The following is a 14,039-nucleotide window of genomic DNA, read 5'->3' on the forward strand; positions in this document are numbered from 1 at the left end:
CAGAATAGTCTGAGCCGGGGTGGTGCTCCGGCCATGTCCGTGGCAGCCGATAGCGTGGAGCCATGCGCTGGCTACACACCTCCGACTGGCACCTGGGCCGTGGCTTCCACGGCCATTCCCTGCGCGAGGAGCAGGAACAGATGCTCGAGGCCCTCTGCACAGCTGTGGCGGAGCACGCAGTGGACGTCGTGCTCATTGCGGGAGACGTCTATGACCGTGCATTGCCGCCTGAGTGGGCAGTGGCCGCCCTGGAGGGCTGCCTGCAGCGCCTGGTGGACGCCGGCGTCCAGGTCATCATCACGCCGGGCAATCACGACTCGGCGGCCCGGCTGGGGTTCGGGCGCGGACTCATGCGCCGCTCGGGGGTGCACATCCGCAGCTCGCTCGAGGACGCCTGGATCCCTGTGGAGTTCACCGAGCCCACGGGAGGCACCACGCTGGTCTACGGAGTGCCATATCTGGAGCCGCAGCTCTTCGCGCCCGCACTGGGACTGGAGCGTGCCCACCACACCGGTGTCACCGCCGAGGTCATCCGGCGCATCTGGGCCGATGCCGAGGCGCGACGAGCGGCGGCTGAGACGGCGGCGGCTGAGACGGTGAAGGGACCGCTGACGGTGATCCTGATGGCGCACCTGTTCGCCGCCCACGGTGCGGCGAGCGATTCCGAGCGCAACATCGGTGTGGACGTCGCCGCCGGTGACGCGCCAGCACACCACGAGGACACCATCGGAGGACTGACAGTGGTGCCGCTGGAGCTCTTCGCTGGTTTCGACTATGTCGCACTCGGCCACCTCCACGGACGGCAGCGACTCTCCACGACGGTGCGCTACAGCGGATCGCCGCTTCGCTACTCCTTCTCAGAGACCCATCAGGCCAAGGGCGCCTGGCTGTGGGACTCAGGGACCCGAGATTCCGCCCAACCGCTGGACTGGAGCATCGGCCGTCCGTTGGCGCAGCTGGAGGGCACGCTGGAGGAGCTGCTCGGGGAGGAGCCGGTGCTCACTCATCGGGACTCCTTCGTCCAGGTGAAGCTCACCGACAGCGTGCGCCCGGAGCGTGCGTTCCAGCGTGTGCAGGAAAGCTATCCTCACCTGGCCTCCTTCACCCACACCGGCCGTCAAGACGCGTCCCACCGCACCTACTCGGCAAAGGTGGAGCAGGCACGCACCGATACCGAGGTCATCGAAGGCTTCTTGGAGCATGTGCGCGGCGGTCGCGGGCCCAGCCCCGAGGAACGAGAACTGATCGACCAAGGTCTCCAGGCGGTGCGCCCATGAAGCTGCATCACCTGACCCTGCATGCCTTCGGTCCGTTCGCCGGCACCGAGCGAGTCGATTTCGATCGACTCGGGGCCGACGGTCTCTTCCTGCTGCGTGGCCGCACCGGTGCGGGGAAGACCTCGATCCTCGACGCCGTAACCTTCGCGCTCTACGGGGACGTCCCGGGTCAGCGTGACAGGATGCGGCTGAAGAGCACCCACGCCGCTGCACAGAGCGAGCCTTTCGTAGAGCTCGAATTCACCCAGGCCGGCCAACGTTGTCGGATCTGGCGGTCCCCGCAGCATGGGCGTCCCCAGAGGCGGGATCCCAGCAGAGTGCGCGAGGTCGGCCAGCGGGTCACGCTGCATCTGGACCAGGCGGGGGAGTGGCAGCCGTACTCCTCGGGGATCCAGGCGGCCAATGACGAGATCCAGCGACTGCTCGGGCTGGATCTCCACCAGTTCACCAAGGTGATCCTCCTGCCTCAGGGATCCTTCGCCCAGTTCCTCCATGCCAGCAGCAAGGACAAGCAGGAGCTCCTGGAGCGCCTCTTCGACACGGAGCGGTTCACCCTGCTGGAGAGACATCTGCGCGAACGCGCCCGGGAGTCAGAGCAGCAGCTCAAGGAGACCCGTGCCAAGATCGACCTGCACACGGAGAACCTCCGTCACGCAGCTCAGGCGATGCTTCCGGAGGGGTCCGAGGAGTCGGACACCGCCGAGCTGGCCGACATGCCCCAGGACGAGCTGCCCGGGTGGGTGAGCGAGGCGGTGCGTCGTCGTCGTCTTCTGCTCGTGGACACCGCCGAGGCGAGCACCGAGGCCGCGCAGCAGACCCAGGATCAGGACAACGAGCTGCGCGAACGCGACGAAGCGCTGCGCCGCTATGCCGAGCACACGGCGCGCCACGCCGAGCATCAGCATCAGGCAGCCTCGATCGCCGAGAAGCGCGGGGAGCTGAAGCGTCACGAGGCTGCGAAACAGGTGCTGGAGTGGTTTGCCGCAGCGCAGGAGGCGATGCGGGAGCACGCCGGTGCCGTGGAGCGAGCCTCAGCGGGAGCTCGCTCGGCGGGGCGCGAGCTGCAGGAGTTCGCGGAGCTGCAGCCCGACGACATCACCACTGCGGAGCTCGTGGACGCCCAGGGCCACCCACGTCCGGAGCTGGCCGCCGCTGCGACCGAAGAGCTTCTCACCCTGCGCGCACGGTTGACCGGACGGGAGGCCGCCGAACACGAGCGCCGGCATGGGCTGCTGCTTGCCCAGCAGGCAGAGTCGCAGCGCGCCGCCGATCAGGCCCGGACCGAGGCCGAGGAGCACGCCCGGGAGCTGGAACGCCTGGCGGCCACCCGCCAAGAGAAGCAGAGCCGACTGAGGGACCCCGACGCCCTGGAAGCCGCCCGAGACGAGGCGCGGGCCACGTGCGATGAGCTGGTCGCGCAGGAGGAGGCACAACGCTCCCGCGATCGGCTGCAGGGCCGTGTCGAACTCTGGGGCTCCCGCGTGGCGGAGCGGGAGGATGAGCACCAACGTCTCGAGTCCGCGCATCGCGAGCGGCTCCAGCACTACCTGCGCAACGTCGCGGTGCAGCTCGCAGGGGAGCTCGAGCCAGGGCAGCCCTGCCTGGTCTGCGGATCCACCTCGCATCCCGACCCGGCCACTGACAGTGACACCTCCGTGACCCGGGAACACGTCGAGCAGAGCCAGGCGGAACTGCAGACCGGCCGAGACGCGGTGAACGAGGCCCGGATCGAACAGCGCACCATCACCGAACAGCATCAGGACCTGCTCGCCGGGCTCGGCGAACAGGCGCAGGTCAGCGTCGCAGAGACGCAGCGCCGTCTCGAACATGCCCGGCTCGCCCTCCAAGAAGTCGAGGAGCAGCGCAGGCTCCAGCGCTCGCTGCGCGAGCAGCTCGAGGAGGACACTGCCCGGGAGCACGAGCTGCGCCAGCGGCACGCCCAGGCGCTGCACACCTCGCAGCGCAGCGGCGAAGCGGCGGCCCAGCACGCAGCTGAGATCACCGAGCTCGAGTCGACCCTGAACAAGCTGCGCGGAAGCTACGAATCCGTCGCCCTGCGCCTGGCGGCGCTGGAGAAGACACAGCTCGCGGTGAAAGCGGCGCAGAGGCAGATCGAGGAAGCTCAGCTCCAACAGGCGCACCGGGACCGCTCACAACAGGCCGCCGAGCAGCAGCTTCACGCCTCTGCCTTCGCCGATTCCGCTGAGCTCGACGCCGCCCGACTCAGCACCGAGGAGCTCCATGATCACGGCGCCTCCGTCGACGCCTGGGATGAGCTTGAGCGGGAGTTGGAGTATGAGTCTGCGCAGGAGATCATTCAGGCCGGCGGCCGCCGGCACAAGGCCGGGGAACAACGCCCGGATGCTGAGCAGCTCGCCGCCGCGGCGCAGCGGAGGCAGACCGCCGCAGCCCAGGCACAGACGGCAGCTGCGGCGCTGGTGCGCTTCGATGCCCAACGCGAGGCCCTCGAGGAGCATGCGGACAAGCTCGGGCAGGCTCAACTCCACCGGGACACCGTCCTGGTGGAGCAGCGACGTCGAGCCGACCTCGCAGCGACGATCAACGGGGCGGGCGCCGAGAACAGGCTGAAGATGACCTTGACCACCTACGTGCTCGCCGCGCGGCTGGAGCGCGTGGCGGAGGCCGCCACGCGACATCTGGCGACGATGTCGGAGCAGCGTTACCGGCTGATGCACAGCGACGACGCCGCAGGGCGGGGTCTGCAGGGCCTGGATCTCAAGGTCCACGATGAACACAGCGACGTCGAGCGTTCCACCTCCTCTCTCTCGGGCGGGGAGACCTTCATGGCATCACTGGCCATGGCTCTGGGACTTGCCGAGGTGGTCCAGGCAGAGTCGGGCGGAATCGGCATGGAGTCGCTGTTCATCGATGAGGGATTCGGCTCCTTGGACGAGGACAGCCTCGAGCATGTGATGAGCGCTCTGCATAGGCTCCAAGGAGAGGGGCGCCGGGTGGGCCTGGTCAGCCACGTCAGCGAGATGCACCGCGCCATCCCCACCCAGCTGCGGGTGCTGCGGCACAGAAATGGCTCCACCACCGAGATGGTGATCCCGTGAGCTGGCTGCGCGGCTACGGGACCGGGATCTCCTTTGCCGCGCGCCTGCCGGGGCCGCTTCTTCCCATAGGGGTGATGGCGGCGACGGCTGCGGGCACCGGGTCGATGTTCACCACCGCCACCCTGGTCGCCGCCGCCCTGGTGGGCATGTCTGTGGGCGGACCTGCGGCCAGCCTGCTGGCCTCACGAGTCGGTGCGCGCAACGTCCTCCTGGTCAGTGCCATCGTTCACGTGCTGATGCTGGTGCTGATGGTCAGCAGCATCGACCGGCTCACCCGCCAGGACACCTTGACCTCCGACGCGGTGATCTATGTGCTGCTTCTGGTCTTCGCCGCCGTCGCCGGCCTGAGTGCGCCCGCCACCGCCACCTTCAGCCGTGCGCAACGCTGGGTCCCCGCGACGCCGCCGATGCAGGCGGATCATGGCGTGCGGGCGGGGCTCCGTCACGAAGTTCGCCTGGATGACGCCGCGCTGATCGCCGCACCTCTCCTGGTGGCGGCACTGAGCTTCGGCGTCGGACCGACCGCCGGGCTCCTGACTTCGGCAGTGCTGACGGCGTCCGCCGTTCCGCTCTTCGCCGTGGATCGCGCGCTGCCAGACATGACCCCTGTCGAACCGGCCCGGTTCCCGCTCGGCGGAGTCGAGCACGCTCAGCAGCTGCTGCTCGAACACCGCGGGCTCGCCCCGGAGGAACTTCCCCACCGGGCGTATCTTCCCGCCGAGTTGGAGGAAGAGATCCTGGCTGAAGATCCTCGCCCGGGAGAAGGCTCCGACGCGGCGGAAACGGGAGGGGCGCGGGGGCTCGTGGCAGCGACTCTCTTGGCGGCCGCGTTGGGCGGGGTGCTGGGTGCGCTGTGGATGACCGTCCTGGGATCGGCCCAGACGCTGCCGCGACCGAGTCTGTTCACAGTACCGATGGCACTCGTCGCTGCAGCATCGGTGCTGGCGGGACGGGCGAACTCCCAAGCCTTCGGCAGCCCGCTCCTGCTGCGACGGCGGCGACTTCACGCGGCGGTGTTGCTGGTGCTCACCCTGGTGCTTCTCGCCGTGGCGACTCTCGGGCCGACAGCGGGATCGTTCCTGGTGCTCAGTGGGCTCTGCGTGCTCAGTGCAGTCATGCTCGGGCGATTGAGCATCGCGCTCTACGCGAGTCTAGGCATGGGGGCGTCGGTCGGGCGGCTGCCGAACGCGATGTCGGCGGTCTCCGGGGGACTGCTCCTGGGGCTTGCCCTGGGGCTCACACTTGCCGGGATAGCCGCCGACGAGCTCGGCTACGGCTGGTCCACGCTGGTCGCCGCCTCCGGAAGCCTCGTGGCCGTGGTCGTGGTGCTCGGGGGCCAGCTCTGGGGAACTCCCCAGTCTGGTGGCCCTAAGACGTCGTCACTCCGGGAGTCCGGCGAGGGCTCGGCCTGACTGAGAGACGGGGCCCGGTGGTTCGGCAGAACGCTCTCAGGAGGTCTGCAGGAACTCGACCACTGCCGACTTATAGTCACGCGAGGTCACCGCATTGACGTGATCCCGGTTCGGGATCTGGACGAAGGCCCCGACGGCACCTGCCTTGGTGATCAACGGCACCAGAGACGCTGCCTCAGAAGCGATCTCGTCCTGCGAGCCTGCCACCACCAGAGTCGGAGCCGCGGGCACAGCTGCTGCGGGATCGTAGGGATCCACCGAGAGGCTGAGCAGAAGCTCCACCACATGCGGCACGTTGGCCCCGGGCAGCTTGCCCGCCATGGTCACGACGTTTCGCGTGAGGTCATCGAGCGGTCGGACGCCCTCCTGCACCCAGAGGCGAGCCTGCTTTGGTTCCAGGGCCCCCAGCCGATCATCCGTGGGGGAGCCACCCATGACCAGATGGGTCACCATCTCCGGGTGAGCCGCGCTGAACTCCCACGCCAGTCGTGAACCGAGCGAGTAGCCATGAACGGCCACCGCGTCGTGCCCCTGGTCCGTCAGATGGGTCCTGAGGTCCCGGAGAATGTCGCCGACCCGGACGCCCTGGGGATTCGTCTCCTTGGAGTCACCATGACCGGGAAGATCCGCGGCGATGATGGTGCGGCCAGTGCTCGCCAGCGGGTCGAGCCATCCAGTCTTCACCCAGTTGTAGAGCGTGCTGCTCGCAAATCCGTGGATCAGCAGGACAGGTGGGCCCGTGGGCTGCTCATGGGTCCAGGTGTGCAGAGTGAGACCAGCCGGGGTGCGGACGGTGTCGGGTGCTGGAAACTCGAGGCGGGCCATGGATCAGGGGTCCAGCTGCAGGGTCTTGGCCGTCTCGGCGGTGACCTCGGAGAGCAACGCCGGATCGTCATTGAGCGCACGCCCGAAGGAGGGCACCATCTGTTCAAGCTTCGGACGCCACCGGTCCATCTGCGCCCCGAAGCAGCGTTCCAGCAGGGAGAACATGATGGACGGTGCGGTGGAGGCGCCGGGGGAAGCGCCCAGCAGACCGGCGATGGAACCATCCCGGGCTGAGATGAGCTCGGTGCCGAACTGCAGCACACCCTTGCCCTTCTCGTCCTTCTTCATCACCTGCACGCGCTGGCCGGCGGTGATCATCTCCCACGCATCGGACCCCGCGTCGGGGAAGAAGCTGTGCAGCTCGTCGAACTTCTCGCTCGAGGACTTCGTGACCTCCTTGATCAGGTAGGTCACCAGGTCGGTGTTGTCCTTGCCGACCTGCAGCATCGGGATCAGGTTGTGCGGACGGACCGAGAGCGGCAGGTCCATGAAGGAGCCGCTCTTGAGGAAGTTGGTGGAGAAGCCGGCGTAGGGGCCGAACATCAGGGTGCGGCGTCCTTCCACGAAGCGGGTGTCCAGGTGGGGGACCGACATCGGCGGAGCGCCCACCGAGGCAAGGCCGTAGACCTTGGCGTGGTGACGTTCAGCCACCGCCGGGTCTGTGCTGCGCAGAAACTTCCCGGAGACGGGAAATCCGCCGAAGCCCTTGATCTCATCGATCCCGGCTCCCTGCAGGAGTCCCAATGCACCGCCGCCGGCGCCCACGAAGACGAAGCGAGCACTGGAGGTGCTGCGTTCACCGGTGGCCTTGTCCTTGACCTTGACGTCCCATCGGCCGTCGGCGCCGCGCTTGACGGACTGGACTTCGTGTCCGTAGCGCACCTCCACGCCGCTGCTGTCCAGGTGGGTGGCGAGCTGCCGGGTGAGTGAGCCGTAGTCCACGTCAGTTCCGGTGTCGAACTTCGAGGCTGCCACCCGCTGTGAGGGGTCGCGCCCTTCGATCAGCAGCGGAGCCCACTCGGCGATCTCGGCATGGTCCTCGGTGTGCACGATGTCGGAGAACAGCGGCTGGGCCTTCATGGCCTCATAGCGCTCCTGTAGGTACTCCGCGTTCTTGTCGCCCCAGACGAAGCTGATGTGCGGCAGGCCGTTGATGAAGGTTCGCGGGGAACCGATCGTTCCGGCCTTGACCCAGTGGGAGTAGAGCTGCTTGGAGACGGTGAACTGCTCGTTGATTCCCCGGGCCTTGGCAGTCGAGACCTTGCCGTCTGCTCCGCGGGGCGTGTAGTTGAGCTCACACAGCGCGGCGTGGCCCGTCCCGGCGTTGTTCCACGGGTCGGAGGATTCCTGCCCGGCCTGGTCCAGGGATTCGAACATGCCGATGGTCCAGTCAGGCTCCAGCTCCTTGAGCATCGAGCCGAGCGTGGTGGACATGATTCCGGCGCCGATGAGCACGACGTCGAACTTCTGCCCTGCGCTGGGCGCATGAGCGCTTGTCGACGATGACTTGGCCACAGAATTCTCCTTGAGTGTTCCCCCTGACGAGACCCGGGGGTGGTGCGGGTATCCGATCAGCGACTCTACCCGCGCGGAGCCGAGCGAATGAAATTCTTTACGCGGGCAAGGGGGCGACTATTCGGCCGGAATGATGTTCTTGAAAAGTTCGTGCAGCACCGGAGACATGGGGTAGTCGGTGACTCCCTGCCCCAGCGCAACGCCCGAGATCGGGTGCACCAGTGGAAGGGCCGGCAGGTCCTCAGCCACGAGATCCGAGACGTCCCGGTAGATGTCGTTGCGACGCTGTTCCTCAGCCACGCTGCGGGCGGTGTTGATGAGTTCCCGGACCTGCTCCGAATCGTAGTTGAACTCCGGTGTCTGCTGGGAGAACAGTGGGCCGAAGAACGAATGGGGAGAGCGGTATCCGCCGTTGCGGCCCAGCAGGTGCATCGCCCGCTTCTCGTCGTCGAGCAGCGACTGCACGTATCCGCCGTCCCAGGAGACCGGCTGCGGCTTGATGTTGAAGCCCACCGCGGTGAGGTCTCGTGCCACCGAGGCGAAGACCGCCTCAGGTCGCGGGAAGTAGCTGCGGGTGGCGTTCATCGGATAGTAGAAGGGCAGCGGCTCGCCGTCGTACCCGGTGTCCTCGAGCAGCGCCTGCGCCTCCTCGGCATTGAAGCCGTACCGGGACGCCTCCTCTGACTGGACCTCCAGGGCCGCAGGAGTGAAGTGGTAGGCCGGACGCGTGCCCTCGAGGAAATAGGACTCGACCAGGGCGTTGAGGTCGATGGCACGAGCGGCGGCCTCCCGAACGTCCCGGTCGCCCATGATCGGGTGGTCGAGGTTGAAACCCAGGTACAGGACAGAGAACGGGTCGCGCTGCAGAATCAGCCGTCCTGCCTGCACCAGGGACCGGAGATTGTCCGCGGTGATGTAGTCGTAGACGTCGATCTCTCCGCGCTGAAGCTCGCGCAGCCTGTCGAAGGAGCGAGGCAGCGTGCGGACCGCTACGCGCGGAGCCGGGGGGACACCGTCCCAGTAGTCGGTGAAGGCCTCGAGGACGACCTCATCCTCGCCCACGTTGACGATCCGGTACGCCCCGGTGCCCATGGGCTCCCGAGCCAGCCGCTCGGGGTCGGAGTCCGAGAGCACCTCCGCCGAGGCGATGCCGAAGGGTGGCATGGCCAGAGCCTCGGGCAGGAACACCAGCCGCTCCTTGAGCGTCAGCTCCACGGTGAGGTCATCGGGAGCTTCGACCGACTCCAACAGGCAGGCCTCCTCATCCATGAACCCGCCGAAGAGCGACTCGAAGGCCAGTGTGGTCCGCGCTGGACCGTCATCTGGGAGCAGCTGATTCATCTGGCCCCAGCGTCGAAAATTCGCGACGACGACGTCGGCCGTGAGCTCGCTGCCGTCGTGGAAGGCCACGCCCTCGCGAAGGGTGAAGGTGTAACGCAGCCCATTGCCGCTGGCCTCCCATTCCGTGGCGAGCAGCGGCGCAGTGGCACCGGTGTCCCCGTCGATCCCCACCAGGGTCTCGAAGACCTGACGACAGACCCGCTCGGTCTCCGTGTCGACAGCGAGGGCGGGATCCATGGAGACCACTGAGGAGACGGCGGAGAGCACGATGCCCTCCGGCTCGGTGTCGGGTGCTCCCGTGGCCGAGGTGGGGATGGGTGCGGCGTTCGCGACCGAGCCGGGACTCTGCAGCACGCCGGCGACTCCGGCCACGCCGAAGGCGCCGAGGAAACGACGTCGTTCGATGGCTGAGAGCATCTCTCGTCCTTATGCTCGGGGGAGGTGCGCTGGTGGTGCGGGCGGGGGGACTTGAACCCCCACGTCTAAGACACTGGAACCTAAATCCAGCGCGTCTACCAATTCCGCCACGCCCGCTTAGGGTCGCTGGGAGGCTGCCTGGAGGGCCATCCAGCGACCGCTCATTCTACAGGAGATCAGACCACGAGCTTCTCGCGCAGACGGGCCACGTGGCCCGTGGCCTTCACGTTGTACTGTGCCAGAGTCACGATTCCGGTCTCGTCCAAGACGATGGTGGAGCGGATCAGACCCTCGCTCACGCGACCATAGTTCGTCTTCTCGCCCCACGCACCGAAGGACTCCGCCACCGCATGGTCTTCGTCTGAGAGCAGCGGGAAGCTCAGTGACTGCTCCGCGGTGAATTTCTCCAGGTCTGACATGGGGTCGGGGGAGATGCCCAGCACCCTGTAGCCGCCGGCGGCGAGCGAGGACAGCGAATCCCGGAAGTCACAGGCCTGCGTGGTGCACCCCGGGGTGGAAGCCTTCGGGTAGAAGTACAGGACCGCCTTCTGGCCCTGCAGCTCCTTGAGGCTCACCGTGTCACCGCCGGTGCTGGGGAGGGTGAAGTTCGGAGCCGAATCACCAGGTTCAAGTCGGTTGCTCATCGGGGTCCTTTCAACGAGGTGGCTGATGCGTCCTTGTCAGCCTATCCGTAGACTGGACCCACGACGCCCCCGTGAGAGTCGAGGCACCCATGGTCATCACCACCGAGCGCAGCAGGCCGGAACAGCACCTGGTGAACGCCCTGCGTGCCACATTCGACGCCTCCGTGATGAACTTCGGGTCTTACAACATCCTGTGCACCACCGACCTGAGGGCCCTCCCGGATGAGGCCGAGCCCTCAGGGGGAAGAGATTCCTCGGAATCGACTCGGGTGTCGAGTGAGAGGTCCGAGACCCTGCTCCTCGTCGGCTATCGGCGCCAGCCCGTGGAGATCGTGCTCTGCCCGGTGGACCTGCAAGAGGCGCTGGACCGCGTGGAGGTGCTGCGTCGCGCTGAGCTGCCCGGGGCAGCCACGGCGCTGATCCCCACACTGGTGAACCTGACGAACCTTGCGGGGATGGCCACCCGGGACAATCTTGTGGAGCTGGCCCTGTCGACGGGAAGACGGGTGACGTTGGATCTGCACGGTCAGGTCCGTCTCGAGAAGTTCCCGGACATCGTGCTGCACCAGCGCAAGGACGTGGACGACTTCTTCGAGTTCATCGACTACTTCATGGACACCGTGGAGGAGATGGACGCGGCCTGAGGCAGCAGTGCTCAGGCGCCGTACGGGCATTCGAGCCCCTCGGCCACGTCCGATGCCGCCGGACACGAAAAAGACCGCCGAACCACGAGATGAACTCGCGAACCGACGGTCTGATCCTGAAAACAACGTCTGCGTGGTGCACAGTGGGCCCCTCGGGACTTGAACCCGAAACCTGCAGATTAAGAGTCTGATGCTCTACCAATTGAGCTAGAGGCCCTGAATCGCATCCGTTGTCTTCATTTCGCCGCCCGCCTCATCAGCAGGGCAACGACATAAAACTCTAGCACCCGGTCAGCGGGCACGCCAATCGATATTCAGTGATCGTGGTCTCACGGTGAATCCCGTGCTTCTCGCGCGGAATCCACCAGCCAGGAGAGCTCCGTCACGGAGTGTGCCGTGAGGATTCACCTCCAGGACGTGTGAGGATTCGTCGCCCTGGACAGGAGCACGGTACTGTATACCGGTCCGCCATTGTCCCTGCAGAAGCGTGCCGTGCGAACGGCACGTCGAAGCGCAATGGTCCGGAGATCGGGGTGTAGCTCAGCTTGGTAGAGCGCGCGCTTTGGGAGCGTGAGGCCGCAGGTTCAAATCCTGTCACCCCGACAGCAGACGATCCACCAGTCATCGATCAGGAGCCCCACACGTGGTCAAGAGCACCGTAGAAAATCTGAACCCGACCCGCGTCAAGCTCACCGTAGAGGTGACTTCCGAAGAGCTTGAGCCAAAGATCAAGGCTGCCTATAAGAGCATCGCCGAGCAGGTTCAGGTCCCGGGCTTCCGCAAGGGCAAGGTCCCCGCGGCAATCATCGACCAGCGCGTCGGTCGCGAGTATGTGATGCAGCAGGCCATCAACGACGGTCTGAACGACTTCTACCAGCAGGGTCTCGCCGAAGCGGAGATCACCCCGCTGTCCCGCCCCGAGGTGGAGATCGACGAGATCCCCGACGTCAAGACCAATGAGGGCACGCTGAAGTTCAGCGGCGAGCTGGACGTCAAGCCGGCCATCGAGCTGCCGGACTACTCCGGCCTCGAGGTCGAGGTGGAGACACGCTCCGCCGATGACGCCGCCGTCCAGGAGCAGCTCGACGAGCTGCGTGGCCGCTTCGGCACGCTCAAGGACGTCGATCGCCCCGCCGCGCACGACGACTTCGTGACCATCGACCTGGTCGCCAAGGTCGGAGAGGAAGAGGTGGACACCGCCTCCGGACTCTCCTACCAGGTCGGCGCCGGCACCATGCTTGAAGGCATCGACGAGGCCCTCGAGGGTCTCTCGGCCGGCGAGGACGCCACCTTCGAGACCACCCTTGCCGGCGGCGACCACTCCGGTGAGACCGCATCGGTCAAGGTCACCCTCCAGGCGGTCAAGGAGCGCGAGCTTCCCGAGGCTGACGACGAGTTCGCCCAGATGGCGTCGGAGTTCGACACCATCGAGGAGCTGCGCGCCGATCTGACCTCCAAGGCCGAGGAGAACCTCGTCGTGGAACAGGGCGTCGAGGCCCGTGACAAGGTCCTGGAGAAGCTCATGGAGCTCATCGAGGTCCCGGTGCCAGAGTCCGTGGTCGCCGAGCAGGTGGACCAGCACTTCACTTCGCAGGGTCACGAGTCCGGTGACGACCACGACACCGAGGAGCACCGCGAGGAGATCTCCAAGCAGACTGCAGACGCCTTCCGCAATGAGCTCGTTCTGGACGAGATCGCGCAGAAGGAAGAGATCGGCGTCGAACAGAGCGAGGTCATCGAGTACATCGTCTCGACCGCCTCGCAGTACGGCATGGAGCCGAACCAGTTCGCGCAGATGCTCGACCAGGCCGGCCAGGTGCCGATGATCATGGGCGAGGTTCGCCGCCGCAAGGCTCTGGCCAAGGTGCTCGAGCTCGCCGTGGTCAAGGACACCGAGGGCAACACCGTCGATCTGACCGACTTCGTCACCCCCGCCGGTGATGAGGACGAGTCCGGCGAGGCCGAAGCAACGGAGACCGAAGTGGCCGAGACCGAGGCTCCTGAGGCTGAGGCTGCCGAGGACACCAAGCAGAACTGACACTGAGCTGTCACAGAAGAAGGGCTTCACCGTTGAGGTGGAGCCCTTCTTCGCGTGGTGGACTTCGCTGGCAGTTGAACGCGTGTGCCAACAGCGAACAGTCCCGCGCCGAGGGCTCGCCAGCCCCCGCACAACCAGTAATGTTCTTGGCGAGGGCACTGCCAGTGCCGACCCAGCTTGACCCACCAGTGGAGGATGAGTCCATGACCCAGAACCTGCCGAGCATGTCCACCGTGGACCCCGCGTCCCGCGACGACTACATCTACAACCGTCTGCTCAAAGAGCGGATCATCTGGCTCGGTTCAGAGGTCCGCGACGACAACGCCAACACCATCTGCTCGCAGATGCTGCTGCTCTCCGCCGAGGATCCGGAGCGCGACATCACGCTCTACATCAATTCCCCGGGCGGCTCCGTGACCGCGGGCATGGCCATCTACGACACGATGAAGTTCATCCCGAACGACGTCGTCACCGTGGCCACCGGCCTGGCCGCGTCGATGGGACAGTTCCTGCTCTCCTCGGGCACCCCCGGCAAGCGATTCGCCACTCCGCACGCACGCATCCTGATGCACCAGCCCTCGGGCGGCATCGGGGGCACCGAGTCGGACGTCCGGATCCAGGCGCAGCTGATCCAGCACATGAAGCAGGTCATGGCCGAGCTGACTGCAGAGCAGACCGGCCAGAGCCTCGAGACCATCCTTCGGGACAATGCCCGTGACAAGTGGTTCACCGCTGAAGACGGCCTCGCCTACGGCTTCTTCGACAAGATCGCCAAGCGGTCTTCCACCGTCTCCGGCGGCGGGGGCATCTGATCCCGCACGGGAGAAGATCACCGTCTGCCAGCGTTTC

The 14,039-nt window shown here is 66.4% G+C and carries 10 protein-coding genes and 3 tRNA genes; 7 read left to right on the forward strand and 6 right to left on the reverse strand.

Going from position 1 to position 14,039, the window contains the following annotated elements; all coding sequences use genetic code 11:
* Nucleotides 1-62: 62 nt before the first annotated feature.
* Genes IY716_RS00490 through IY716_RS00500 form a run of 3 tightly spaced genes read left to right on the forward strand, consistent with a single transcriptional unit; the run spans nt 63 to nt 5,766 of the window.
* Nucleotides 63-1,277 (forward strand): exonuclease SbcCD subunit D, encoded by a 1,215-nt coding sequence (locus tag IY716_RS00490; RefSeq protein ID WP_218219723.1) that lies wholly within the window; start codon nt 63-65, stop codon nt 1,275-1,277.
* A complete protein-coding gene (locus IY716_RS00495; RefSeq protein WP_218219724.1) occupies nt 1,274-4,354 on the forward strand; it encodes an AAA family ATPase in 3,081 nt (1,026 codons plus the stop codon). Before IY716_RS00490 ends, IY716_RS00495 begins: the two co-directional genes overlap by 4 nt.
* A complete protein-coding gene (locus IY716_RS00500; protein WP_218219725.1) occupies nt 4,351-5,766 on the forward strand; it encodes a hypothetical protein in 1,416 nt (471 codons plus the stop codon). The genes IY716_RS00495 and IY716_RS00500 overlap by 4 nt, the downstream gene beginning before the upstream one ends.
* A 36-nt stretch (nt 5,767-5,802) precedes the next feature.
* Here IY716_RS00500 and IY716_RS00505 read toward each other — a convergent pair whose 3' ends face one another.
* The 5 genes from IY716_RS00505 to bcp form a co-directional block, all read right to left on the reverse strand.
* Nucleotides 5,803-6,591 carry an alpha/beta fold hydrolase gene (locus tag IY716_RS00505; protein WP_218219726.1) on the reverse strand — a complete coding sequence of 263 codons (789 nt, stop codon included), beginning with the start codon at nt 6,589-6,591 and terminating at the stop codon, nt 5,803-5,805.
* Nucleotides 6,592-6,594: 3 nt separating this feature from the next.
* Nucleotides 6,595-8,106, reverse strand: coding sequence for a malate:quinone oxidoreductase (locus tag IY716_RS00510; protein ID WP_218219727.1), 1,512 nt, complete (start codon nt 8,104-8,106; stop codon nt 6,595-6,597).
* Nucleotides 8,107-8,223: 117 nt separating this feature from the next.
* Nucleotides 8,224-9,864, reverse strand: a complete 1,641-nt coding sequence (locus IY716_RS00515) for an ABC transporter substrate-binding protein (protein WP_218219728.1) — start codon at nt 9,862-9,864, stop codon at nt 8,224-8,226.
* A 33-nt stretch (nt 9,865-9,897) separates the two neighbouring features.
* Nucleotides 9,898-9,981 (reverse strand) — tRNA-Leu (locus IY716_RS00520).
* Between the two features lie 59 nt (nt 9,982-10,040).
* Nucleotides 10,041-10,508 carry a thioredoxin-dependent thiol peroxidase gene (gene bcp / locus IY716_RS00525; protein ID WP_218219729.1) on the reverse strand — a complete coding sequence of 156 codons (468 nt, stop codon included), beginning with the start codon at nt 10,506-10,508 and terminating at the stop codon, nt 10,041-10,043.
* Between the two features lie 89 nt (nt 10,509-10,597).
* On the opposite strand from bcp, the gene IY716_RS00530 reads away from it, so the two are divergent.
* Complete coding sequence (locus IY716_RS00530; RefSeq protein WP_218219730.1) at nt 10,598-11,152, forward strand: hypothetical protein; 555 nt, start codon at nt 10,598-10,600, stop codon at nt 11,150-11,152.
* Nucleotides 11,153-11,296: 144 nt separating this feature from the next.
* Here the strand turns inward: IY716_RS00530 and IY716_RS00535 are convergent.
* Nucleotides 11,297-11,369: transfer RNA gene (locus IY716_RS00535), tRNA-Lys, on the reverse strand.
* Nucleotides 11,370-11,681: 312 nt separating this feature from the next.
* Between IY716_RS00535 and IY716_RS00540 the strand changes: the two genes are divergently transcribed.
* The 3 genes from IY716_RS00540 to IY716_RS00550 all read left to right on the forward strand — a co-directional run bounded on the left by IY716_RS00540 (nt 11,682) and on the right by IY716_RS00550 (nt 14,002).
* A tRNA-Pro gene (locus IY716_RS00540) sits at nt 11,682-11,755 on the forward strand.
* 40 nt (nt 11,756-11,795) lie between these two features.
* Nucleotides 11,796-13,190 carry a trigger factor gene (tig, locus tag IY716_RS00545; RefSeq protein WP_218219731.1) on the forward strand — a complete coding sequence of 465 codons (1,395 nt, stop codon included), beginning with the start codon at nt 11,796-11,798 and terminating at the stop codon, nt 13,188-13,190.
* Between the two features lie 203 nt (nt 13,191-13,393).
* On the forward strand, nt 13,394-14,002 hold the full coding sequence (locus IY716_RS00550) for a ClpP family protease (protein WP_218219732.1): 609 nt from the start codon (nt 13,394-13,396) through the stop codon (nt 14,000-14,002).
* The last annotated feature ends 37 nt before the right edge of the window (nt 14,003-14,039 follow it).

This window comes from Nesterenkonia sp. Act20 (genome assembly GCF_019173455.1).
GTDB lineage: Bacteria > Actinomycetota > Actinomycetes > Actinomycetales > Micrococcaceae > Nesterenkonia.

What these genes read in the sequence shown, in the direction of transcription:
- IY716_RS00550 (WP_218219732.1), top strand. Translation starts at nt 13,394, where the DNA reads ATGACCCAGAACCTGCCGAGCATGTCCACCGTGGACCCCGCGTCCCGC.
- IY716_RS00505 (WP_218219726.1), bottom strand. Translation starts at nt 6,591, where the DNA reads ATGGCCCGCCTCGAGTTTCCAGCACCCGACACCGTCCGCACCCCGGCT.
- bcp (WP_218219729.1), bottom strand. Translation starts at nt 10,508, where the DNA reads ATGAGCAACCGACTTGAACCTGGTGATTCGGCTCCGAACTTCACCCTC.
- IY716_RS00490 (WP_218219723.1), top strand. Translation starts at nt 63, where the DNA reads ATGCGCTGGCTACACACCTCCGACTGGCACCTGGGCCGTGGCTTCCAC.
- IY716_RS00530 (WP_218219730.1), top strand. Translation starts at nt 10,598, where the DNA reads ATGGTCATCACCACCGAGCGCAGCAGGCCGGAACAGCACCTGGTGAAC.
- IY716_RS00495 (WP_218219724.1), top strand. Translation starts at nt 1,274, where the DNA reads ATGAAGCTGCATCACCTGACCCTGCATGCCTTCGGTCCGTTCGCCGGC.
- IY716_RS00515 (WP_218219728.1), bottom strand. Translation starts at nt 9,864, where the DNA reads ATGCTCTCAGCCATCGAACGACGTCGTTTCCTCGGCGCCTTCGGCGTG.